Source organism: Staphylococcus sp. AS1337 (genome assembly GCF_051408735.1).
GTDB classification, from domain to species: Bacteria; Bacillota; Bacilli; order Staphylococcales; family Staphylococcaceae; genus Staphylococcus; species Staphylococcus xylosus_B.
In genome coordinates, this window is sequence record NZ_JBOIHZ010000008.1 from 79,913 (window position 1) to 101,848 (window position 21,936).

Genomic DNA, 21,936 nt, shown 5'->3' on the forward strand with positions numbered 1-21,936 from the left:
ATTAAAATACATATTGACGATACGTTCAGTATGTATTTTAATAGCTAGAACTAACTCTTTTTTAATGAGCAAATTTGAAGAATTAGAATATAGTAAATTGTAAAATATAAGTAATGTGAAATTTGAAAAATAGTAAAAAGAGGAGGTGAGGTCATTGTCAGAGAGAAGAATCATTCATATTGATATGGATTATTTTTTTGCGCAGGTTGAAATGAGAGATAATCCCAATTTAAAGGGGAAACCAGTTATTGTAGGTGGTAAAGCAAGTGGTAGAGGCGTTGTTTCTACAGCGTCTTATGAAGCAAGGAAATATGGTGTCCATTCTGCAATGCCCACCGCTCAGGCTCATAAACTTTGTCCAAATGGTTATTATGTGAGACCTCGGTTTGAAGCTTATAGGGAAGCGTCAGAACAGATCATGAATATATTTAAAAGTTATACTGATATAGTTGAGCCACTTTCATTGGATGAGGCCTATCTAGATATTACACATCTTGTCAGACCGGATTTACCTGCTTCTCATATTGCACAATATATACGAAGAGATATTTTTGAAGCGACACAACTCACTTCATCTGCAGGCGTCTCTTATAATAAGTTTCTGGCAAAGTTAGCTAGTGGGATGAACAAACCAAACGGCTTAACTGTAATTGATTATCATAATGTACACAAAATATTGATGGAGTTAGATATTGGTGATTTTCCGGGGGTAGGTAAAGCTTCGAAAGAAAAAATGCATGAGCATCATATATATACGGGGCAAGATTTATATAATCAAAGCGAGCGAGAGCTTATTAGGCTGTTTGGTAAAAGGGGGCACGGTTTATATAATAAGGCGAGAGGGATAGACAATAATCCGGTTAAATCAACGAGGATTAGAAAATCTGTCGGCACAGAGCGAACATTTGCTACAGATATGAACGATGATGATGAAATATTACAAAAAGTTTGGGAATTAAGTAATAAAACAGCAGAAAGGTTAGCTAAATTGCATAAATCGGGTAAAACAGTAACCGTTAAAATAAAGACATTTAAATTTGAAACATTATCAAAGCAACGCAGCTTACGTGATCCCGTACGGAACGAAACCGATATTTATAATGTTGCATATAGTTTATACACTGAGCTAAAAGATTCCGATACACCTATTAGACTTATAGGTGTAACCGTAGGGAACCTAGAAAAGGCGACATTCGAAAATATGACAATTTATGACTATATTTAAATGAGTTTAATTTATATAGCTTTAACAATTTATATGTCTTAATAGTGTTTAGTCTTTATCTCTAAGATCTTTACCGTATACCCTAAGCATACTGGGTAAATTGTCATAATGTTTTAAAAGTCTAAATGTAATCATAGCACAAGCTTTAGCGTCGTTTAGAGCATCGTGATGTCCATGGAAATCTAAATTATAATATTGCATCATATAGTTTAAGCCATAACGGTGATGATGAATTGTTCTTCGTGATAATTGAAGTGAACAAAAATAAGTCATGCACGGTGTTTCAATCCCTAATGATTTAATACTTTCATGTAATACAGTCATATCAAAAGCTGCATTATGAGCTACTACGGGTAAATCACCTATAAATTTTAACATGTATGGGTACACAGTTTTAAAAGTAGGAGCATCTGCAACTTCCTCGGGATGAATACCATGAACCGCAATATTTTGTTTTGAAAAGAAGTCATTAGGATTAATGAGCGTATAAAATGTTTCCGTTATTTGATGATTAATAACTTTAACCATCCCAACTGAACAAATACTCGTACGTTTTCCATTTGCGGTTTCAAAATCTAGTGCAATAAAGGCCTCTGAATTCATGTTACATGGTCCCTTTCTTAATATTAATATGTAATGACTTTATATAAATATAGCAAACTAGTCAAGTTTACAGAACTATTCAAAGTCGTTTTTGTAATTAGTTTAAAGAATATTATATTGTGAAAAAATATAAAAAGAGGGAGTGGAGTAAAAATCAATTTAACAAAAATTTGATTTCTAATCTGCGCCTTTTATGATTTACCAAATTAGGGCATTGAGTGTAAAAAAAGATATTTATGCTATGGTATTTTAACAGCATAAATATCTTATAAGTAGGTTAAATGTAAGATGAGACTTAAACTTTAAACTTCCTCGTCGAAAGAACGTGCAGCTAATTCTTTTTCATAAAGATAGAGTGTATTACTATCATCACCAATACGATTTAAATAATCGATATGTGTTTCAAACATAGCTTCTTCTTCAACTTGTTCATCTAAGAACCAATTTAAGAATGAAATTGTTGCGTAGTCTTTAGCTTTATTGGCTAAATCAGATAAGTTATAGAATCTACGTGTAACATCTTGTTCTTGTGCTAAACCATCTTTAAATGTTTCTAAAATACTTGAAAATTCTGTTTTTGGTGCAGGGATTGAACTAAATAGTGCATGGCCGCCACGGTCGTTAATGTAGTCGTATATTTTTTTACCATGGAAACGTTCTTCTTTAGCTTGTTGAATATAGAAGTTAGCAAACCCTTCATAAGAATTATCATCACAAAAAGCAGCCATAGCCATATATGCATGAGCTGCATAAAATTCATGATTCATTTGTTCATTTAACGCATACAATAAGTCTTCATTTAACATAATTAATAAACCTCCAATGCTTTTTTTTAAGTATATCAAAACTATTCATAGTAGTAAATTATACACAATAACATTAGTAAAAATGTGACGGTAATTTAGATTTAGAATTGTTTGGAATACAACATAATCATGTTATAATATTCTAGTGAATAGTAGAGGAGGAAGTATATGAGACATTGGACTGCAACCCGATTAGCAAAAATGGCTAGGCAAGCGAGTAGAGCTGCCGGTAAAAAAGGTACAGATTTACCAGGTCAAGTTGCTAGAAGAATAGATAAAAATATATTACGAAAATTAGCTTCTAAAGTTGATGAGATTGTCTTTATTAGTGGTACAAATGGGAAGACTACAACTTCGAACTTAATCGGTCATACATTAAGAGCTAATGATATAGAAATCATACATAATAATGAAGGTGCAAATATGGCTGCAGGTATAACATCAGCCTTTATTTTGCAAAATAACAAAGATACAAAAATTGCAGTTATTGAGATAGATGAAGGGTCAATTCCAAGAGTACTTAATGAAGTAACACCGACAATGATGGTTGTTACGAATTTCTTCCGAGATCAAATGGATCGTTTTGGTGAAATCGATATTATGGTTAATAACATAGCAAATGCAATCAATAATAAGGGAATTAAGTTGCTATTGAATGCGGATGATCCATTTGTTAGTAGATTAAAAATAGCTAGTGATACAGTTGTTTATTATGGGATGAAAGCACATGCACATGAATTTGAGCAAAGTACAATGAATGAAAGTCGTTATTGTCCAAACTGTGGTCGATTATTACATTATGATTATGTACAATATAACCAAATCGGGCACTACCATTGCGAATGTGGATTTAAACGTGAAGATGCAAAATACGAAGTATCTCAATTTACGCTTACACCATTTATTAATTTAGATGTAGGAACAACTACATTTAATATGAAAATAGCTGGTGATTTTAATGCGTATAATGCGATAGCAGCATACACAGTTTTAAGAGAATTAGGCTTAGATGATGAAGGTATACGACAAGGTTTTGAAACTTATACTTCGGACAATGGACGTATGCAGTATTTTAAAAAAGGTAGTAAAGAAGCAATGATAAATCTTGCGAAAAACCCTTCTGGAATGAATGCAAGTTTATCTGTGGGAGAACAATTAACTGGTAGTAAAATTTATGTGTTGAGTTTAAATGATAATGCAGCAGATGGTAGGGATACATCATGGATATATGATGCAGACTTTGAAAAGTTAACTAGACAGCAAATTGAAGCAATTATTGTTACAGGTACACGTGCTGAGGAATTGCAATTACGATTGAAACTTGCTGGTGTTAACGTGCCGATTATTTTGGAAAAGGATATATATAAAGCAACGGCTAAAACAATGGATTATAATGGAAGTTTCACCGTGGCCATTCCAAATTACACTTCACTTGCACCAATGCTAGAACAATTAAACCACTCATTTGAGGAGGTCAAAGTGAAATGAATGAATTAACTATTTATCATTTTATGCCAGACAAATTAAATTTATATAGTGACATAGGTAACATTATAGCACTAAAACAACGTGCCAAATTAAGAAATATTAAATTGAATGTTGTAGATGTTAACGAAACAGAAGGTGTTACATTAGATGGGTGTGATATATTCTTTATTGGTGGTGGAAGTGATAGAGAACAAGCCCTTGCAACAAAAGAGTTGAGTAAAATTAAAGAAATTTTAAAAGAAGCAATAGAAGATGGAATGCCAGGTCTAACAATTTGTGGAGGATACCAATTTTTGGGTAGTAAATATATTACTCCTGATGGTACAGAACTTGCGGGCTTAGGTATATTGGATTTTTATACAGAATCACAAAAAGAACGTCTTGCTGGTGATATCGTTATACAAAGCGAGACTTTCGGCACAATTGTTGGCTTTGAAAATCACGGCGGTCGCACATATCATCCATATGGTACATTAGGCAAAGTAACACATGGTTATGGTAATAACGATGATGAAGCAGCAGAAGGAATCCATTATAAAAATCTATTAGGTACGTATTTACATGGCCCAATTTTACCAAAAAACCATGAAATTACAGATTACTTATTAGAGAAAGCGTGTGAGCGTAAAGGTATAGAATTTGAGCCGAAGCAAGTGGATAATACAGAAGAAGAAGCTGCTAAAAGAGTAATTGTTGAGCGTGTACAAAAAAATAATTAAATTTAAAGACTTTACGATAAATGTTTTGAATAAAGTGTATTAAAAATTTATGTTAATACGATAGCGTGATTTACTGTTGATAAAAAAGAGTGGTACAGAAATTATTTTTGGCTAAAATAATTTCTGTACCACTCTTTTTTATATGTATAATTAGTTGGAAAAACGAAAGCATATAGAGATTTTAATTATAATGTTATTAAGCGAAACGATGATCTAATATGCGATAAATTAATAGAATTTCATAAATGATGTGACTCTTAATTTGGTTTTCGTCAAATTCATCTAAACCTTTGACTGATGTCTTTAGCAATGAAGCGTGGCGTGGTTGGCGTTCAAAATGTCCAGTAGCATAGATGTTATTTATACTCTGTGCAATATAAAGGATAGCCAGTTTTTCCTCATGCGTAAATGTTACATTAGTATCTTTTGGTAAGTAGACTAAATTTGATAAATGAGTTATAAATAATCTATTTGTGTGTGATCGAGTAGTTAATGATTTTAATCGTAACCAATCGGAGTCATTATGCTTATGGTAACTAAGTTCATCTTTTTGGTAAGCTAGTAACATTTCCACTTTTTGATTAATGTCAATTAAAGCATTTAACTGGCGATAAGGTGCGTTTTTGGTAAATTTACCAAGTAAGAGTTGACGCATCCTTAAATTAAACAGAGCATACATTTTACGTTCTGAAGTATTAATTGAAGATTCTAATTGTTCATAATACTTTGGCGGTAAAATTATAAAGTTTACAAGGCCAGCAGTTACAAGGCCGATGATAGCCGTTAAAAGTCTGGAAAAGAAGTTAAAGAAATAAGCATCGTGAATGCCTGGAATCATAGCCATTGCTGTCAGCGTTGCAACTGTTGTACCTACGTGTAAATTTAATTTTGTACACAAAATAATTGTAAATGTTGCACTAAAAGCATAGGCAAAAGGTGATTGGTCACCGAAGATAAATGTAAATACTACGGCAAATAAAGCGCCAATAATTGTTGCTGGCAGTCTTCGATAGCCTTTTTTCAGAGAAGCTTTAGCAGTCGGTTCAATCGTAACAATTGCTGTTAAAATTGCAAAAATAGGGTTTAAGTCTAAAGCCAAGCAGAAAAATGCTGTTAAAAATGTAGCTAATCCTGTTTTGATTGTTCGTGCACCAATAATCTTTTTATACCAAATGTCATTCATAGAAAAACTCCTAATGGTATGTATAGTAGTCAAACCAACATGAAATATTAAAAGTAGTCATGTCATTAGTTCCATAAAATGTTAAACTATACATGTTAAAATTTTCTAATTTATTATATCAAAAAAATTCTGCTATAATAAGGGAGAATATAATATATATAAAGGAACGGGATAATATGATCGTAAAAACAGAAGAAGAATTAACAGCTTTAAAAGATATTGGTTACATATGTGCTTTAATAAGAGATAAAATGCAAGCTGCCACTAAACCAGGCGTAACTACTAAAGAGTTAGATGATATAGCAAAAGTATTATTTGAAGAACATGGTGCAATCTCAGCACCTATTCACGATGAAAACTTTCCAGGTCAAACATGTATCAGTGTAAACGAAGAAGTTGCTCACGGTATTCCTGGGAAGCGCAAAATAAACGAAGGTGATTTGGTAAACATTGATGTGTCAGCCTTAAAAAATGGTTATTATGCGGATACAGGAATTTCATTTGTTGTTGGTGAAGCTGATAATCCATTGAAACAAAAAGTTTGTGACGTAGCACTAGAGGCTTTTGAAGCAGCAATGACAAGAATTAAACCCGGTGCAAAGCTTAGCCAAATCGGTAAAGCAGTGCATGCGACTGCACGTAAAAATAATCTTACTGTAATTAAAAACTTAACTGGTCATGGTGTTGGACAATCATTACATGAAGCACCAAACCACGTGATGAACTATTACGAACCAAAAGATAAAACTTTACTGAAAGAAGGTACAGTCATAGCAGTAGAACCATTTATTTCTACAAAAGCAACATACGTTACTGAAGGGAAGAATGAATGGGCGTTTGAAACAAAAGATAAAAGTTTTGTGGCTCAAATTGAACATACTGTCATTGTGACAAAAGATGGACCAGTATTAACTACTAAAATAGATTAGATAGTGCTTCGGTCTAAAGTCCTAATATAAGATGGTTCCGGAGCCTATATTAAAGGTTCCGGATATTTTTTATAATAGAAGCTAATCAATCATGAGGTGATTCTATGAATTATATTAAGACTTACTTAGAAAAAATGACAAAAAACACTTTCTATACTAGTTTAGTAGAATATAGACAGTATTTAGATAAAAAATTAAGAAGTATTGAAATGTACATAAATTACTTACTAGAAAGAAAAGTTTATGTAGAGAAATTAATTGATAATTTAACCTTATCATTAGAAAATAAGTATATTGATATGATAGATGAAGATTACATTTATTGTGCTCAAGAGATTGAGGATATCGAAATAGATAGAATAAAAAATGACTTAAATGAAATGGAAGCAGACTACGCTCGAATCGAATCCGATCTATCACAACAAGCAGTTGAAAGAGCAAATATCGAAACTGAGTGTGATTTAATCGAACGCATTAGTTTAGTCGCTTGAAGAAAGGTGGCGAAACATGACTCATAAATATATATCGACAGAGATGCTTATTGTTTTTACAGCATTGATGATTATTGCCAATTTTTACTATATTTTCTTTGAAAAAATTGGCTTTTTACTTGTTTTATTACTTGGTTGTATTTTAGTTTATGTAGGTTATATTTATTTTCATAAAGTACGTGGGTTACTCTCGTTTTGGATAGGGGTATTGTTGATTGCATTTACGTTGCTGTCTAATAAATACACGATTATAATCTTGTTTGTATTTTTAATAGTACTTATTGTGAGATACATTATATATAGATTTAGACCTTTAAAAATAACCGCTACTGAAGAAGAGGTCGATACGCCAGACTTTATAAAGCAAAAATGGTTTGGTGAACAACGTACGCCTGTATATGTATATAAATGGGAAGACATACAGGTACAACATGGTATTGGAGACATCCATATCGATATGTCGAAAGCAGCAAATATTAAAGAGAATAATACTCTAGTTATCCGTCATATTATTGGGAAAGTACAAATTATCGTCCCATTGAACTACAATATAATCTTGCATTTCACGACACTATATGGCAATGCCTATGTAAATGAGACATCTTATAAAGTCGAGAACAATAATATCAAAATTATTGAGGAAACTAAAGAGGATAACTATGCTGTAAACATTTATGTTTCGTCCTTCTTAGGTGATGTTGAGGTGATTTATAAATGAATCACTATATTAGAGCAATAGGTTCAATGTTGATATTAGTTTATAGTACATTTTTTGCCATATTTTTTATTGATAAAGTATTTGTTAACATCATGTATTTTCAAGGTATGTTTTATACGCAAATATTTGGTATACCCGTCTTATTATTTTTAAATCTAATGGTTATTTTGCTCTGTATTATTGTAGGTTCTGTATTAGCTTATAAAATAAACCAGCAAAACCATTGGTTAAAAGACCAAATAGAAAGGTCAATAGAAGGGCAAACTGTAGGTATAAATGATCAAAATATAGAATTGTATAACGAAACCATTGAGTTATATCAAACGTTAGTCCCTTTAAATCAAGAAGTACATAAATTAAGGATGAAAACGCAAAATTTAACAAATGAATCATATAATATTAATGATGTAAAAGTGAAAAAAATTATTGAAGATGAACGACAAAGGTTAGCACGCGAACTACATGATTCGGTGAGTCAACAGTTGTTCGCAGCTAGCATGATGTTATCAGCGATAAAAGAAACAAAATTAGAAGCACCATTAGATCAACAAATTCCAGTACTAGAAAAAATGATACAAGATTCTCAGCTAGAAATGAGAGCTTTATTATTACATTTAAGACCTTTAGGCTTGAAAGATAAATCACTTGGTGAAGGTATTAAAGATTTGGTTGTAGATTTACAGAAAAAAGTACCGATGAAAGTTATACATGATATAGAAGAATTTAAAGTACCTAAAGGTATCGAAGATCATTTGTTTAGAATCACACAAGAAGCTATATCGAATACATTAAGGCATTCGAAAGGAACTAAAGTGACTATAGAGTTATTCAATAGAGATGATTATTTATTATTGAGAATACAAGATAATGGTAAAGGCTTTAATGTAGATGATAAAGTAGAACAAAGTTATGGCTTAAAAAATATGCGTGAACGTGCACTTGAGATTGGCGCAACGTTTCATATTGTGTCACTACCTGACGCAGGTACCAGAATTGAAGTTAAAGCCCCATTAAATAAGGAGGATTCATATGCCGATTAAAGTTTTATTTGTGGATGACCATGAAATGGTCCGAATTGGAATATCTAGCTATTTATCAACACAACCAGATATTGATGTTGTAGGAGAAGGGAAATCCGGAAAGGAAGCAATTGAAAAGGCACACCAATTGAATCCGGATTTAATATTAATGGATTTACTAATGGATGATATGGACGGTGTTGAAGCAACTGAACAAGTAAAAAAAGATTTACCTCATATGAAGGTAGTCATGCTTACGAGTTATATAGAAGATAATGAAGTATACCGTGCGCTTGATTCTGGTGTAGATAGTTACATTTTAAAAACAACGAGCGCTAGTGATATTGCAGAAGCAATAAGAAAAACCCATAATAATGAATCAGTTTTTGAAGCAGAAGTTTTAGTTAAGATGAGAAATAGGATGAAACAACGTGCAGAATTATATGAAATGTTAACAGAGCGTGAGATGGAAATCTTATTATTAATTGCAAAAGGCTACTCAAACCAAGAAATAGCAAGCGCCTCACATATTACAATTAAAACCGTTAAAACACATGTAAGTAATATTTTGAGTAAATTAGAAGTACAAGATAGAACGCAAGCTGTTATTTACGCTTTTCAACACAACTTAATTCAATAAATTACAAAGTATTTAATAAATAAAGGCTAAAACAGAAACGTAATCATTTAATACGTTGTGTTTTAGCCTTTATTTTTATATAAAGATGAGCCAAGTCAGTCATAATCAGTATATTGAGTTAGTAGGACTTGTGCCTGAACTACAGCTCAAGTAATCACTTTATATCTATTAAGCTAGTCATTTTTTGCGGATAAGAGCGACGAAATTTTTTTAAATAAATTGGATTTTCATCCCACTACCGTAACTAAAGGTATTATATTGTTGTTAAAATTTATTGATTATTTTCTTTGCTATCATTAGAATCAGTAGCTAAATTTACATCTTCTGAATTAGATTCTTGTTGTTCAGAAGGAGTATGATTTTGCTTGATTTCAGCAAAAGTTTGTTCTTCAGGTGTCTTACCAACAACTTTTCTTTGATGAAAAATTGCATTGATTTCAGCACCTATAATGATAATAAAACCAGTGATATATAACCAAAGCATCAATATAATAATACCAGCGATACTACCGTACGTTTTAGAATAATTGGAAAAATTAGATATATATATACCAAATAAGTATGAACCAGCTAAGAAAACGATAGTTGCAAAGATAGCGCCAGGTATGACAGACATTAACTTAATTTTAACATTTGGTGCTAAGCTATATAAGACCATGAATGCAATCAAGACTACAATTACTGGAAGTACATAACGAATCGTGTCAAATATCCATTTCACTTGTTCGCCTAGACCGAGTGGCCCGAATAAAAAATCGCCAATTTGTTGACCGAATGTCGGTAATACCAGTGCTACTGGCATAACAATTATCATAGCTAATGTAAATAAAACACTAAATAATTTTGAAACAATAAAATTTCTACTATCTTCAACATCGTAGGCAACGTTAAATGAATTCATTAATGCAGTCATTCCATTTGATGCTGACCACAATGCTAAGATTAAACCTACAGATAAAATACTACCACTAGCATTACTCATGATATCGCCAATGATATCAGCTACCTGTGAAGCATAAGTAGGTGGCACATGATCTTTAATCATATCTCTAATAGTAGATTGTTTTACACCAACTACAGGAACTATTGATAATAAAAATAATAGCATTGGGAATAGGGATAACATGAAGTAATAAGACAGTTGGGCTGATAAACCAGATGCGTCATCTTTTCCTATTCTATATACCAAATAAGAGAAAAAATTAGAATCTTTGGTATATTTTGCTGGTTTGTTAATACGTGATACAAAGAACGCTTGACTGTCCTTTTTGGGTGATTTTGATTTGAATTCGTCAGGTGTAATATATGTACGATCACGTTTAATCTGTTCACCACTATTTTCGTTTGAGTTCTTATTTTCCATCTCTTTAGCAGAATTTAAAAAGTTAGAATTAGTTTTTTCTTTTTTAGACATATCAAAACTCCTTATGTATTTATATTTTTAATATACTTTAAAATGATAATAAGGTAAATATGTGTTGCAATATTCTTGCTGTAAAAATGAAAAGAATAATTCTAGATAATATTGTAAATTATAAAATAATATAAAAAGGAGCGAGACAGAAATCAAAATTTTAATCTGATTTCATGTTTCGCCCCGAGTTAGAGTTATTGATATCTAAAAAATTAAAATGACTAATACTTAGTATTTAAATATCAATTATTACTGTGTATAGAATTACAAACTTGGAATTTTAGTTTGTTAATGATAATAAACAACATACAATGTAATACCTCATGTTTATTTCAGAAACTGCATTAGCTGTTTAAACGATTGTTTTTACGTTCGACAAATGTGTTTTTAGCTTCTTTTATTGAGCGTTCTAATTCAGGATTATTGCGTCTGATTTCTTCAACAACATCTTTCCAATAAAATACTTCATCTTTTATATTATTAAGTGCAGATGGTTTTTGAGGACGGTTGCCTTCTTTTCTATCTTTAATAGACTGCTTTAAAGACTGTCTTGTTGATTTGTCTGCTAATGTTGCTGCACCTCCGATGATGGCACCTATTAATATTCCTGGAATTAATTTGTTTTGCATTATATTTTACCCCTCTCTTAAGTTTGCATCTTTAATTATAAAATTAATTAAATTATCACAAGATGATTGTACCATTTTATAAACACCTTCGAAATTATTTGTATAATAAGGGTCTGGCACATCAGTTTCGTCCATATCACTAAAGTCTAACAATTTATATAATTGACCTTTAATGTTAGGATTGATTTGTTTAATATTATCTACGTTACTTTGATCCATTGCAATGATATAGTCAAAGTCATCATTAGGTTGAAACAATTCGCTAATCATACCATTGAATGGTATGTTATGCGAGTTTAGAATTGCTTGAGTCCCTTCATGAGGAGGTTCTCCTAAATTCCATTTCCCTGTACCTTTAGAGGATACATTGATATCTTTAATGTTTCTATCTAGTAATTTTTGTCGCATAATGGCTTCTGCCATAGGTGAGCGACATATGTTACCTAGACACACGAATGCTACAGTTGTCATATGAGTACCTCCAAATTTATATAATCCTCATTCCCATTTTAAAGCTTTTTTAATCATTTCTAAAGGGGGAATTATGATAAAAGTTTTACAAGGTAATTAAATTTGATAAAATGAGAAAAAAAGAGGTGAATAATTTGGCAAATAATAATGAGCAAATGATAGATGAAATAAGAGGACGCTTAAATCTTGTGAATCAAAGCGTGATTGATCCAGAAAAGTTTAAAACAGCGAATGAGCAAGAAATTCGTGAAATTTACGATTATGTTACATCAAAGGCGTCATTTACGCCAAGTGAAGCATCAGCTATTGCAGAGGCACTTGGTCAGATTCGTCAATAGGAATGGAGTGAGTACATATGACTCAATTACAAGATAAACTTAAACAATATGCCGAACTTTTAGTAGGTGTAGGTATGAATGTTCAAAAAAATCAACCAGTATTTATTCGTTCGAGCGTTGATGCGCTTGAGTTAACACATTACATAGTAGAAGCTGCTTATCAACGTGGTGCCTCTGACGTTAAAGTCGAATATAGTGATGACAGATTGTCGCGCTTGAAATTTGAGTATGAGACAGTAGAACATTTTGAGAAAAATGAAGTTAAATCATACGAAGTTGAACAACGCATGGATTATGTTAAAAGAGGTGCAGCGAATCTTGCGTTAATTACTAAAGATCCTGATTTATTAAGTGGTATAGATGGAGATAAATTATCCGCATTTCAACGAGAGTATTCAATGGCATATAAAGGATATATGGAAGCGAGCCAAAAAAATCAATTTCCTTGGTGTGTAGCAGCATTTCCATCTAAAGCATGGGCAAAACGTGTCTATCCAGAACTATCTGAAACAGACGCATACTGTAAATTTATTGATGAAGTGCTAGATATTGTGCGTATAGATGGTAACGATCCAGTTACGAATTGGCAAAAACACGTGGGCAATTTAAGCCAACATGCTAAAAGGTTGCAACTTAAAAACTATAAAGCTTTTCATTATGTGTCAGAAGGTACAGATTTAGAGATTGGTTTACCTGAAGGGCATATTTGGGAAGACGCTACGAGTTATACAAGTGAAGGACAAGCTTTTGTAGCTAACATACCTACAGAAGAAGTTTTCACTGCACCACATCGATTGAAAGTTAATGGCTATGTTACGAATAAATTGCCTTTAAGTCATAATGGCAATATTATTGATAATTTCACGTTAACATTTAAAGATGGTGCTGTAGTTGACTTTAAAGCTGAAAAAGGCGAGGCAGTATTACGCGACTTATTAAATACTGATGAGGGCGCAAAACGTTTAGGAGAAGTAGCGCTTGTACCTGATGATTCACCGATTTCAAACAGAAACACGATTTATTATAATACATTATTTGATGAAAATGCTTCATGTCATATTGCTTTAGGTGCGGCATATGCTTTCAATATTGAAGGCGGTACAGAAATGACAACAGATGAAAAAATAGAACACGGACTTAATGACTCATTGGTGCATGTCGATTTTATGATTGGTAGTCGTGATTTAACTATTTATGGTATTACACAAAATGGTGAAAAAGAACTAGTGTTTGAACAGGGAAATTGGGCAAAATAAGATATAACGATTAATAAATAAATTTACAGTGTTTTGATGTCATTTCAGAACACTGATTTTTATTAGTTCAAAGCAAAGGAATGGATTATATTATGGGAAATGTAAAGCGTAAGTCAATGTCTGAATCAAGAAGTATTAAGGAACGACAAGTATTTCCGCAAGATACAAACCATTTGCATACAATGTTTGGAGGTATGTTGATGGCAAATGTGGACGAAATTTCTGCAATAACAGCAACGAAACATAGTAATTCTCAAGTAGTAACAGCTTCAACAGATTCTGTCGATTTTTTAAAACCGATTAAGACCGGTGATATTGTGTCCTATGAAGCTATGGTGTCATATGCAGGACAATCATCTATGGAGGTTTGTGTACAAATCATTATAGAAGATATTATAAGAAATGAGCGTCATTTAGCAGCGTTAAGTTTCTTAACTTTTGTTGCACTAGATGCGGATGGTAAACCACAAGAAGTACCTCAAGTTTATCCAGAGACACAAACTGAAATGTGGTTTCATGACACGGCGCTTGCACGAGTGAAACGTAGAAAAGAACGTAGAAATGAAAGTAAAGAAACCATAGCTTTTTTAGCAAATGCTCAAAATATGAAATAGGGATTGCAACAACGAAATCTAATATAATAATAAAAAAGCGGCTAGGAGCATTAATGATCCTAGCCGTTTTTTTATCATATTAGTATAACTCGAGTTCGTCCTATTTTTATAATTGAATTAAAACAATGCGATACATTTGATTAGTATTTAAAGCATTGTATGTAATGAGTGCATATCTTTTTCTTTTTCTTTAAAATCAGTGTTTGGATAATACATGTTTTTTACAAGAACATTAGGACCAAGACAACTAAATGATGAACAATGACAATTGAGGGATTGTGCGAGCGAAGAGTTTAACCAATGGTTAAATACATCGGGTAATTTATCATTTTTAATATTTGAAATAGTACCGTTTTCGTCTCCAAAATCTGTGACAATCACATTACCTGTAAACACATTAACGTTTAATCTGTTTCTACCATCCGGGTCATTGCGCATTGTGACATTTGGCGTATCACGCAAACGTTGAAGTAACGCTTGGTCATTTTCGTCATTAATACATGGATAAATTGGTAGCGTACCAAATAGCATCCATAAGTCTGGATCACGTAAATCTAAAAGTTGGTGTATCGCTGCTTTCATGTCTTTAAGTGATAATACATCCAATTGACTTGCAAAATCTGCAGGATACATCGGGTGAATTTCATGTCGTTGACATTTCATATCATTAACGATTTCTTTATGAATCTTTTCAAGATATGGTACAGTACTTTGATTTAACATAGTTTCAGCTGAAACAAACATACCTTGATCAGAAAGAGTGCTAGAATTTGTAAGCATCTGATCATATAATTTAAGTTTTGCTTTTAAAGGCGGTTGCTTATCCATGGCTCCGAAACCAACGTCTGTAAATTCATCGATGGTACCCCAATTGTGGGAAATGTGCATAACGTCTATATATTCAGCGATATCTAAATAGCGATCTAGTGGTAATGTAAGATTTGAATTCATTTGTGTGTATACACCACGGTCATAAGCATATTTTAATAATGGTTTAACGACATTTTTAATAGATTTCTTAGAAAACATAGGTTCTCCACCGGTAATTGACATCGTTTTAAGATCTGGTATTTCATCCAGACGACGATAAATTAAGTCCATAGGCAGTGGATCAGGATCGGCTGTTTGCAATGTATAACCAACAGCACAGTGACTACAACGCATATTACATAAATTGGTCGTAGTAAACTCTATATTGCTCAACGTTAAACGATTGTGTTCTTGCATGTCATTGTAAGCTTCCCAAGGGTCATTGTTTAGTGAAATTGGTTTCTTTGAATTAGTAGTGTGTAGATTTAGCATAAATTAAACTTCCTTTTTATTAACTTTGTACTTAGGATAATTGAAAATAAATGAATTTTAGTAATCGCAGCATAGCATAATAAATAAATTAATTTAGTAAGTAGTGATGTGATTTATAAAATAACGTATGTATGATTTTTTGAGGAATGGAAACATAAAACAAATCAGACATTCAATTTAATATTATTAAGACTATACCAAAATTTGTCAAATCCATGTTAGGATATAACTATCATAAAAAAAGGAGTCATTTTTAAAAATGGATGAAAATCAAACGATTGATCAAATAAAGGCTAGATTAGAAAAATTTATCGATGACATTGACCATGTTAATCCAGATGAAGTCAAAGTGGAAGATATTGATGAGTGGATTGGCTTACTCGATCAACTAGAAGAAAAAGTTAAAACTGTTTCAAGCACTTCTGACTCAAACAACAAATAAGTAAATGAAAATAAGAAACTATGTTTAAATCCTAGTTATTTAGTCTATATAGTATGTAGAGCTTAAATAGAGAAAGGTGATTATACATGGCGAAAAAAGTAGCAATCATAGTAACGAATGAATTTGAAGATAGCGAATTAACAAGTCCTAAAGAAGCAATTGAAGAAGCAGGACATGAAACAGTTGTAATTGGCGATGAAGCAAATAGTGAAGTAGTCGGTAAACACGGTGAAAAAGTTACAGTAGATTTAAGTATTGCAGATGCTAATCCTGAAGATTACGATGGATTATTAATTCCTGGTGGATTTTCACCTGATCATTTGCGTGGAGATTCTGAAGGTAGATATGGTACATTTGCGAAATACTTTACTAAAAATGATGTTCCAACCTTTGCAATTTGCCACGGACCACAAATTCTAATAGATACTGATGACCTAAATGGTCGTACACTAACTGCAGTATTAAACGTCCGTAAAGATTTGGCTAATGCCGGTGCACAAGTTGTCGACGAATCTGTAGTGGTAGATAAAAATATCGTTACGAGTCGTACACCAGATGATTTAGATGATTTTAATAGAGAGATTGTAAATCAACTTAACGACTAAGAGTAACATTAATTAAATAAAATAGTGGTTTACTTTTCCATAACTGGAAAAACTTATGATAACGCATATTGATAAGTGATATTTTTAAATTTATCATGAAATAATATGTAAGTGTCTCTGTTTTTCCAGTTTTTTTATGGAAATGTAAGTTATTTTATGTGGTTTGTTCATAATGTAAAACTTCATGTTGAGTATGGCATACACCCTTGGACTGATTTTTACAATTAGCTCTAGATAAACGTTTTAACTATTGATAAACTCACTTATAATGATATGAGAGCAACATAAAGGAGCTACCGCATGAAAAGAAGCGATCGATATAAAGAAAATAAACAATATAAAGCAAAAGGGTCGAACATACCGCACCACAATACTTACTCACAACCTGTTAGTAAGCCAAAGAAAAAGAAAAAAGGCATCGGGTTGTTATTTAAACTATTAATGCCAATCATTCTCATAATAGGGGTTTTTATAGGTGCAATGTATGCTCTGTCTTTACGAGCAGATGTTGATGAATTAAAAACAATTGAAGACAAAGAAAGCTTTGTTTCTGCTTCAAATATGCCTAATTATACAAAAGGTGCATTTATCGCTATGGAAGATGAACGATTTTATAAGCATCATGGATTTGATTTCAAAGGAACTTCAAGGGCACTTTTTTCAACAATAAGCGATAAAAGTGTTCAGGGTGGAAGTACCATCACCCAACAAGTAGTGAAAAATTATTACTACGATAATGAACAGTCTTTTACTAGGAAAGTCAAAGAATTATTTGTCGCGCATAGAGTAGAAAAAAATTATGATAAAAATGAAGTATTAAGTTTTTATATGAATAATATATATTTTGGTAGCGATCAGTATACTGTAGAATCTGCAGCGAATCATTATTTTGGGGTAACAACAGATAAGAACAACCCTAATTTACCACAAATATCAGTTTTACAAAGCGCGATCTTAGCAAGTAAAATTAATGCACCAAGTGTGTATGACATAAATGATATGTCAGGGAATTTTATTAATCGAGTTAAAACAGATTTGGAAAAAATGAAACAACAAGATTATATTACAAATGAACAATATGAAAATGCTATACAAGAATTAGGTGTTTAACTAAATAAAGCAGCAATATGATATCTAGTACTAAATGGATATCATATTGCTGCTTTTCTTTATTTTGGAGAAAGTATATGAAAACTGTTTTATGTTATTCGTACTAATTATTCGTTTGGATTTATGATATATTCATAAAATTTTTTACGCTATTAATGCTATAATTTAGTAATACATATTATGAATTAAGATTAATTTTAAATATGCTAGACACTATAATTCCATTAATAAACAATATAAGTTATCCTAATAAGTGGAGTGAGGATTATGCCTAAAATTACTAAAATAGAAGTTCAGAAAAAGAATAAAGAACGCTTTAATTTATATTTAGATGGTGAATTTGAAATGGGTATAGATATGGACACGTATATTCATTTCAATTTAAAAAAAGGCCAAATTGTCGAAGCGCAAGATATGGAAAAAATTCAAAATTATGATCAATATAGACAAGCTGTAAATACAGCGATTCAATATATATCTTATCGGAAAAGAACAGATCATGAAGTTATACAACATTTACAAAAAAAAGAAATTTCAGAATCTGTAATAGCAAAGGTAATAGAATACTGTCATGATCAACGTTTGATTGACCATAATGATTACGCTAATAGCTTAAAAAACACTATGATTTTAACTACTGACAAAGGTCCGGGTATATTCAAAGAAAAATTACGTGAAGCTGGTGTCGAGCAAATTATCATAGATGATTATGTAGACAAATATGAAGCAGAACAACCATTAGAAGCGGTTGTTAAAGTAGCGAATAAGATTTTAAAACAAAAAAAGGGTCCAGTAGTAAAGAGAAAAGAAAAATTAACTCAGTCATTAATGCAAAAAGGATACTCATTTGAAAAGATTAAAGAAGTTATAGATGAATTAGATTTTTCTCAGCCAGAAGAAGAATTAGATGGTTTATTACAACAAGAATTAGAGAAAGTATATAACAAACAGTCTAGAAAATATTCGGGCAGAAAATTGATTAATAAAACGATTGAAGGTCTCATGAGAAAAGGCTATAAATATGATAAAATTAAAGGTAAATTAGAAGAGAGTGGTATTGTCGATGGAACAGAAGAAATTGAGTGAAATGAGTGAAATAGAATTACGTCACGAAATCCAAGGTTACAAAGAAAAAATGAGAAAAGCAGAAATGAATGGTATTTTAAATGAATATGATGTCTATCAAAGTAAAGTTATAATTGCAGAAAGCTACTTAGTTGATAGAACAAAAATTGAACTAGGAAAAATATACAAATTAAATGATGGTACAGGAAGCTATTTTAAAGTTGAAAGACTAAAAGGTGTATTTGCATGGGGCTTTAGAATTAAAAGTGCAGAACCTGAAGAAGGTTTACCTATTGCATTATTAAAATTATAGAAGGATGAAGATAGGATGGGTAGTTCAATTATATTAAAGTTACTGAATGTAACGCATTATTATAGAAATAGAAAATCCAAAAAATGGTATCAACCCTTTGGTTATGATGCAGAAGATATAGAATTGAATAATATTAACCTACATATCTATCAAGGTGAAGCCTTAGGTATAATTGGTGAAATCGATTCCTCTAAATCATTGATAGGTCGTTTGTTGAGCGGTGAAATCAAACCAGATAAGGGTAAAGTTGTGAGAAAGACAGATATGTTTTTCGCGGATATCGAAGATAAATCGTTGTTATCTTTATCTGTAAATGATTATGTAAAAAATGCAATTACATTATTCCAATACAACACTTCTGAACATAAAGTAGAACAAATAATAAAGTTTTCACATCTTCATGATGTAACAAATGCACCAATTAATTCTTTAACCGATCAACAGTATGCTCAATTGCAATTTACGTTAGCTAGAACGTCTAAAGCTAGCATTATTATCATGAATCAAATCTTACATAATTTGGATGAAAGTTATTTTGAAAAAGCAATTGAATTAACAGATGAATACATAAATAATAACTTAACAATAGTTATGATAGATGATGATATAAATCGTATTTCAAGAGCTAGTAATTATTTAGCATGGATTTCCCACGGACAATTAAGAATGGAAGGTTCAATCAAACAAGTATTGCCTATGTTTAAAGAACATGAAAAGGATAGACAATCATTAAAGAGTGAAGAAGAGAAAGACAATTTTGATGTGGACTGGAAAAAAAGTAGAACAAGAATTCCAGAATTGACTTACAATTTTAGAAGAATTGAACGTTATAAACATGCAAAGCCACCTGTTGCGTTGGTTCGTTTTTGGACTTTGTTTACGGTTTTCTTTATGGGTCTGTTATTTATGGCATTATTGATGTTTAATGATTTAGGTAAACTTGAGATTGGTGAAAATCAAGACCAGGCTTCTATTCAAAATCAACAGAAAAATCCATATGAAGAGAAATTGGCGTATGGTATTGTATTAAATGATGCTGTTAATTTAGAGAACATGAAAAATGGTAAGAAAATGAATGCAGATCAATATTCATTCGTAACTATCACTGGTGAAAATTCTAAAAACTACCGTGTTGTTGTAGATAATACCAATTATAAAATTGCCAAAAATAAATTACGCTATTTTGATCCAGCGGGATTATTTGAAGAGCATAGTTTGAAATCATTATCACCATATATGCATACAAATTATAGTAATTACAATGAGTTTTTTAACAGTCATTTGCATAAAAAGCATAATAAAGTAACAGACTCACTTGTACCTGAAAACGGGAAAGATAATCGCTTTAATGTACCAATTGTACAACAACCAATTGCTATGATTTTTGACGATCAAAATAAATTAACTGGTTTCACTTTCCCTATTAAAGATAAAAAAGAATTGAAAGACAAATTTGATATTGAAAATAACTTCTGGATTACTAAATCAGGCGATGGTTTTTTCATGGCAGATTTAAAGAATAATAAATGGATTTATATTGAATTGTAGGTGTAAAAGATGATTGATAGTATGATTAGCTATTTTAAAAATACGCCATATTTAATGAAACATGCATATCATCATTTGAAGTCAAAGTGGATGTGGTTAGTAATACCGTTTGTGGTAAGCATTGCTATGTTACTTATAATGATGTTGATATTTCACTTAAGTGGTACTGAAGAAATTAAGCAAGCACGTGGTTATTTTAGATTATCTTCATTAGTCTGTTTTGTGTTTATTTGGATTGCGATATACCAAAGCTATAACACATTTAAAACCGATTATTTTATAGTGAAATTATTTAATTTAAACCCTATTTACCAAAATATTCTTATTGCGATTGTTACAAGTATAACTATGTTTATTACACTCATAATTATTATCTTAGCAACGCCTGTTAATATTGAAAGTTCTATTTATTCTGCATTATTTTATGTTGTTATGACTATGCTGTTTATAGTAGTTATATCTACTCTTTTAGGTTTAATTTCAATCATACAAAGTAAAGTTGATATCATATTCTATGTTGTTACATTCATTATGTTCTTTACTGTACCAATTATTTTTATTCCTAACAGTGACACCTCCATATGGTTGCATATTTTAATGTTGAATCCTTTGTTCTATTTGGTTGAAGGTATTTCACAATCTGTAGTGTTAGGTGCATTGAGTTTGAATAATATTCCATATCATTTATATTTTGTTTTGTTTTTAGCAATTATGTGTGTATTTATCTATGCATTGTATAGAATAATAGCACATAAAAAATATGTTTATGCGGAATCACTTTCAAATAAGGAAGAGACAACACAAGAAAATCAACAAAATGAAGAAGAACAACATACACCAGAATATTAAATGTATAACCTTAATAGTATGGAAAATTCAAATTATAGATGACTTCTAATTTAAAGTATTATTTTCGTTGTTTTAAAAATAATATTTGTAAATGAAACAGAAAACTGGAGGCAACCGTTAAAAAATAACGTGTGCCTCCAGTTTTATTAATGAAATATT

The 21,936-nt window shown here is 31.4% G+C and carries 25 protein-coding genes; 18 read left to right on the forward strand and 7 right to left on the reverse strand.

Features of this window, described 5'->3' with window-relative positions; translation table 11 throughout:
* Positions 1 to 154: 154 nt before the first annotated feature.
* Positions 155 to 1,225, forward strand: a complete 1,071-nt coding sequence (gene dinB, locus ACSUE0_RS12025) for a DNA polymerase IV (RefSeq protein ID WP_119613960.1) — start codon at positions 155 to 157, stop codon at positions 1,223 to 1,225.
* Positions 1,226 to 1,273: 48 nt separating this feature from the next.
* Here dinB and ACSUE0_RS12030 read toward each other — a convergent pair whose 3' ends face one another.
* On the reverse strand, positions 1,274 to 1,828 hold the full coding sequence (locus ACSUE0_RS12030; protein ID WP_017723485.1) for a 3'-5' exonuclease: 555 nt from the start codon (positions 1,826 to 1,828) through the stop codon (positions 1,274 to 1,276).
* Positions 1,829 to 2,130: 302 nt separating this feature from the next.
* The gene (locus ACSUE0_RS12035; RefSeq protein ID WP_119613959.1) at positions 2,131 to 2,634 is read right to left on the reverse strand and encodes a ferritin; all 504 of its coding nucleotides are present in this window, start codon (positions 2,632 to 2,634) and stop codon (positions 2,131 to 2,133) included.
* Between the two features lie 168 nt (positions 2,635 to 2,802).
* On the opposite strand from ACSUE0_RS12035, the gene ACSUE0_RS12040 reads away from it, so the two are divergent.
* The gene (locus ACSUE0_RS12040; RefSeq protein WP_119613958.1) at positions 2,803 to 4,122 is read left to right on the forward strand and encodes a Mur ligase family protein; all 1,320 of its coding nucleotides are present in this window, start codon (positions 2,803 to 2,805) and stop codon (positions 4,120 to 4,122) included.
* Positions 4,119 to 4,841 (forward strand): type 1 glutamine amidotransferase, encoded by a 723-nt coding sequence (locus tag ACSUE0_RS12045; protein ID WP_436957540.1) that lies wholly within the window; start codon positions 4,119 to 4,121, stop codon positions 4,839 to 4,841. The genes ACSUE0_RS12040 and ACSUE0_RS12045 overlap by 4 nt, the downstream gene beginning before the upstream one ends.
* Before the next feature lie 196 nt (positions 4,842 to 5,037).
* On the opposite strand, the gene ACSUE0_RS12050 is transcribed toward ACSUE0_RS12045, so the two are convergent.
* Complete coding sequence (locus ACSUE0_RS12050; protein ID WP_436957542.1) at positions 5,038 to 6,024, reverse strand: FUSC family protein; 987 nt, start codon at positions 6,022 to 6,024, stop codon at positions 5,038 to 5,040.
* A 176-nt stretch (positions 6,025 to 6,200) separates the two neighbouring features.
* On the opposite strand from ACSUE0_RS12050, the gene map reads away from it, so the two are divergent.
* The 5 genes from map to vraR all read left to right on the forward strand — a co-directional run bounded on the left by map (position 6,201) and on the right by vraR (position 9,821).
* The gene (map, locus tag ACSUE0_RS12055; RefSeq protein WP_039069016.1) at positions 6,201 to 6,953 is read left to right on the forward strand and encodes a type I methionyl aminopeptidase; all 753 of its coding nucleotides are present in this window, start codon (positions 6,201 to 6,203) and stop codon (positions 6,951 to 6,953) included.
* Between the two features lie 104 nt (positions 6,954 to 7,057).
* A complete protein-coding gene (locus ACSUE0_RS12060; RefSeq protein WP_119613955.1) occupies positions 7,058 to 7,444 on the forward strand; it encodes a hypothetical protein in 387 nt (128 codons plus the stop codon).
* Positions 7,445 to 7,460: 16 nt separating this feature from the next.
* The gene (gene vraT / locus ACSUE0_RS12065; RefSeq protein WP_017723492.1) at positions 7,461 to 8,162 is read left to right on the forward strand and encodes a cell wall-active antibiotics response protein VraT; all 702 of its coding nucleotides are present in this window, start codon (positions 7,461 to 7,463) and stop codon (positions 8,160 to 8,162) included.
* Entirely contained in the window at positions 8,159 to 9,202 is a 1,044-nt protein-coding gene (vraS, locus tag ACSUE0_RS12070) for a sensor histidine kinase VraS (RefSeq protein ID WP_017723493.1), read from the forward strand. Before vraT ends, vraS begins: the two co-directional genes overlap by 4 nt.
* Positions 9,192 to 9,821 carry a response regulator transcription factor VraR gene (gene vraR / locus ACSUE0_RS12075; protein WP_119613953.1) on the forward strand — a complete coding sequence of 210 codons (630 nt, stop codon included), beginning with the start codon at positions 9,192 to 9,194 and terminating at the stop codon, positions 9,819 to 9,821. Before vraS ends, vraR begins: the two co-directional genes overlap by 11 nt.
* A 271-nt stretch (positions 9,822 to 10,092) precedes the next feature.
* Here vraR and ACSUE0_RS12080 read toward each other — a convergent pair whose 3' ends face one another.
* The 3 genes from ACSUE0_RS12080 to ACSUE0_RS12090 all read right to left on the reverse strand — a co-directional run bounded on the left by ACSUE0_RS12080 (position 10,093) and on the right by ACSUE0_RS12090 (position 12,335).
* Positions 10,093 to 11,235 carry a YihY/virulence factor BrkB family protein gene (locus ACSUE0_RS12080; protein WP_119613952.1) on the reverse strand — a complete coding sequence of 381 codons (1,143 nt, stop codon included), beginning with the start codon at positions 11,233 to 11,235 and terminating at the stop codon, positions 10,093 to 10,095.
* A gap of 344 nt (positions 11,236 to 11,579) precedes the next feature.
* Positions 11,580 to 11,864, reverse strand: coding sequence for a hypothetical protein (locus ACSUE0_RS12085; protein WP_017723496.1), 285 nt, complete (start codon positions 11,862 to 11,864; stop codon positions 11,580 to 11,582).
* A 6-nt stretch (positions 11,865 to 11,870) separates the two neighbouring features.
* Complete coding sequence (locus ACSUE0_RS12090) at positions 11,871 to 12,335, reverse strand: low molecular weight protein-tyrosine-phosphatase (protein WP_119614306.1); 465 nt, start codon at positions 12,333 to 12,335, stop codon at positions 11,871 to 11,873.
* Positions 12,336 to 12,469: 134 nt separating this feature from the next.
* Here ACSUE0_RS12090 and ACSUE0_RS12095 point away from each other — a divergent pair, with 134 nt between their 5' ends.
* The 3 genes from ACSUE0_RS12095 to ACSUE0_RS12105 all read left to right on the forward strand — a co-directional run bounded on the left by ACSUE0_RS12095 (position 12,470) and on the right by ACSUE0_RS12105 (position 14,543).
* A complete protein-coding gene (locus ACSUE0_RS12095; protein WP_017723498.1) occupies positions 12,470 to 12,673 on the forward strand; it encodes a DUF1128 family protein in 204 nt (67 codons plus the stop codon).
* 17 nt (positions 12,674 to 12,690) lie between these two features.
* On the forward strand, positions 12,691 to 13,929 hold the full coding sequence (locus tag ACSUE0_RS12100; protein ID WP_119614307.1) for an aminopeptidase: 1,239 nt from the start codon (positions 12,691 to 12,693) through the stop codon (positions 13,927 to 13,929).
* 92 nt (positions 13,930 to 14,021) lie between these two features.
* Entirely contained in the window at positions 14,022 to 14,543 is a 522-nt protein-coding gene (locus tag ACSUE0_RS12105; RefSeq protein ID WP_017723500.1) for an acyl-CoA thioesterase, read from the forward strand.
* 147 nt (positions 14,544 to 14,690) lie between these two features.
* Here the strand turns inward: ACSUE0_RS12105 and yfkAB are convergent, their stop codons facing one another.
* Positions 14,691 to 15,845 (reverse strand): radical SAM/CxCxxxxC motif protein YfkAB, encoded by a 1,155-nt coding sequence (gene yfkAB / locus ACSUE0_RS12110; RefSeq protein WP_436957547.1) that lies wholly within the window; start codon positions 15,843 to 15,845, stop codon positions 14,691 to 14,693.
* Positions 15,846 to 16,104: 259 nt separating this feature from the next.
* On the opposite strand from yfkAB, the gene ACSUE0_RS12115 reads away from it, so the two are divergent.
* The 7 genes from ACSUE0_RS12115 to ACSUE0_RS12145 all read left to right on the forward strand — a co-directional run bounded on the left by ACSUE0_RS12115 (position 16,105) and on the right by ACSUE0_RS12145 (position 21,777).
* The gene (locus tag ACSUE0_RS12115) at positions 16,105 to 16,287 is read left to right on the forward strand and encodes an SE1561 family protein (protein WP_119614309.1); all 183 of its coding nucleotides are present in this window, start codon (positions 16,105 to 16,107) and stop codon (positions 16,285 to 16,287) included.
* A gap of 86 nt (positions 16,288 to 16,373) precedes the next feature.
* Entirely contained in the window at positions 16,374 to 16,892 is a 519-nt protein-coding gene (locus ACSUE0_RS12120; protein ID WP_017722811.1) for a type 1 glutamine amidotransferase domain-containing protein, read from the forward strand.
* Positions 16,893 to 17,192: 300 nt separating this feature from the next.
* Complete coding sequence (gene sgtB / locus ACSUE0_RS12125; protein WP_119614310.1) at positions 17,193 to 18,002, forward strand: monofunctional peptidoglycan glycosyltransferase SgtB; 810 nt, start codon at positions 17,193 to 17,195, stop codon at positions 18,000 to 18,002.
* A gap of 267 nt (positions 18,003 to 18,269) precedes the next feature.
* Positions 18,270 to 19,088, forward strand: a complete 819-nt coding sequence (gene recX, locus ACSUE0_RS12130; protein ID WP_119614311.1) for a recombination regulator RecX — start codon at positions 18,270 to 18,272, stop codon at positions 19,086 to 19,088.
* Positions 19,066 to 19,380 (forward strand): YfhH family protein, encoded by a 315-nt coding sequence (locus ACSUE0_RS12135; RefSeq protein ID WP_119614312.1) that lies wholly within the window; start codon positions 19,066 to 19,068, stop codon positions 19,378 to 19,380. Before recX ends, ACSUE0_RS12135 begins: the two co-directional genes overlap by 23 nt.
* Positions 19,381 to 19,395: 15 nt before the next feature.
* A complete protein-coding gene (locus ACSUE0_RS12140) occupies positions 19,396 to 20,928 on the forward strand; it encodes an ATP-binding cassette domain-containing protein (protein WP_436957551.1) in 1,533 nt (510 codons plus the stop codon).
* A gap of 9 nt (positions 20,929 to 20,937) precedes the next feature.
* On the forward strand, positions 20,938 to 21,777 hold the full coding sequence (locus ACSUE0_RS12145) for a sugar ABC transporter permease (RefSeq protein WP_119614314.1): 840 nt from the start codon (positions 20,938 to 20,940) through the stop codon (positions 21,775 to 21,777).
* Positions 21,778 to 21,936: the final 159 nt, after the last annotated feature.

What these genes read in the sequence shown, in the direction of transcription:
- ACSUE0_RS12140 (WP_436957551.1), top strand. Translation starts at nt 19,396, where the DNA reads ATGGGTAGTTCAATTATATTAAAGTTACTGAATGTAACGCATTATTAT.
- ACSUE0_RS12085 (WP_017723496.1), bottom strand. Translation starts at nt 11,864, where the DNA reads ATGCAAAACAAATTAATTCCAGGAATATTAATAGGTGCCATCATCGGA.
- ACSUE0_RS12145 (WP_119614314.1), top strand. Translation starts at nt 20,938, where the DNA reads ATGATTGATAGTATGATTAGCTATTTTAAAAATACGCCATATTTAATG.
- ACSUE0_RS12045 (WP_436957540.1), top strand. Translation starts at nt 4,119, where the DNA reads ATGAATGAATTAACTATTTATCATTTTATGCCAGACAAATTAAATTTA.
- vraT (WP_017723492.1), top strand. Translation starts at nt 7,461, where the DNA reads ATGACTCATAAATATATATCGACAGAGATGCTTATTGTTTTTACAGCA.
- ACSUE0_RS12080 (WP_119613952.1), bottom strand. Translation starts at nt 11,235, where the DNA reads ATGTCTAAAAAAGAAAAAACTAATTCTAACTTTTTAAATTCTGCTAAA.
- map (WP_039069016.1), top strand. Translation starts at nt 6,201, where the DNA reads ATGATCGTAAAAACAGAAGAAGAATTAACAGCTTTAAAAGATATTGGT.
- ACSUE0_RS12040 (WP_119613958.1), top strand. Translation starts at nt 2,803, where the DNA reads ATGAGACATTGGACTGCAACCCGATTAGCAAAAATGGCTAGGCAAGCG.
- ACSUE0_RS12100 (WP_119614307.1), top strand. Translation starts at nt 12,691, where the DNA reads ATGACTCAATTACAAGATAAACTTAAACAATATGCCGAACTTTTAGTA.
- ACSUE0_RS12115 (WP_119614309.1), top strand. Translation starts at nt 16,105, where the DNA reads ATGGATGAAAATCAAACGATTGATCAAATAAAGGCTAGATTAGAAAAA.
- recX (WP_119614311.1), top strand. Translation starts at nt 18,270, where the DNA reads ATGCCTAAAATTACTAAAATAGAAGTTCAGAAAAAGAATAAAGAACGC.
- ACSUE0_RS12030 (WP_017723485.1), bottom strand. Translation starts at nt 1,828, where the DNA reads ATGAATTCAGAGGCCTTTATTGCACTAGATTTTGAAACCGCAAATGGA.
- ACSUE0_RS12060 (WP_119613955.1), top strand. Translation starts at nt 7,058, where the DNA reads ATGAATTATATTAAGACTTACTTAGAAAAAATGACAAAAAACACTTTC.
- vraR (WP_119613953.1), top strand. Translation starts at nt 9,192, where the DNA reads ATGCCGATTAAAGTTTTATTTGTGGATGACCATGAAATGGTCCGAATT.
- ACSUE0_RS12105 (WP_017723500.1), top strand. Translation starts at nt 14,022, where the DNA reads ATGGGAAATGTAAAGCGTAAGTCAATGTCTGAATCAAGAAGTATTAAG.
- ACSUE0_RS12050 (WP_436957542.1), bottom strand. Translation starts at nt 6,024, where the DNA reads ATGAATGACATTTGGTATAAAAAGATTATTGGTGCACGAACAATCAAA.
- sgtB (WP_119614310.1), top strand. Translation starts at nt 17,193, where the DNA reads ATGAAAAGAAGCGATCGATATAAAGAAAATAAACAATATAAAGCAAAA.
- yfkAB (WP_436957547.1), bottom strand. Translation starts at nt 15,845, where the DNA reads ATGCTAAATCTACACACTACTAATTCAAAGAAACCAATTTCACTAAAC.
- vraS (WP_017723493.1), top strand. Translation starts at nt 8,159, where the DNA reads ATGAATCACTATATTAGAGCAATAGGTTCAATGTTGATATTAGTTTAT.
- ACSUE0_RS12090 (WP_119614306.1), bottom strand. Translation starts at nt 12,335, where the DNA reads ATGACAACTGTAGCATTCGTGTGTCTAGGTAACATATGTCGCTCACCT.
- ACSUE0_RS12035 (WP_119613959.1), bottom strand. Translation starts at nt 2,634, where the DNA reads ATGTTAAATGAAGACTTATTGTATGCGTTAAATGAACAAATGAATCAT.
- ACSUE0_RS12120 (WP_017722811.1), top strand. Translation starts at nt 16,374, where the DNA reads ATGGCGAAAAAAGTAGCAATCATAGTAACGAATGAATTTGAAGATAGC.
- ACSUE0_RS12135 (WP_119614312.1), top strand. Translation starts at nt 19,066, where the DNA reads ATGGAACAGAAGAAATTGAGTGAAATGAGTGAAATAGAATTACGTCAC.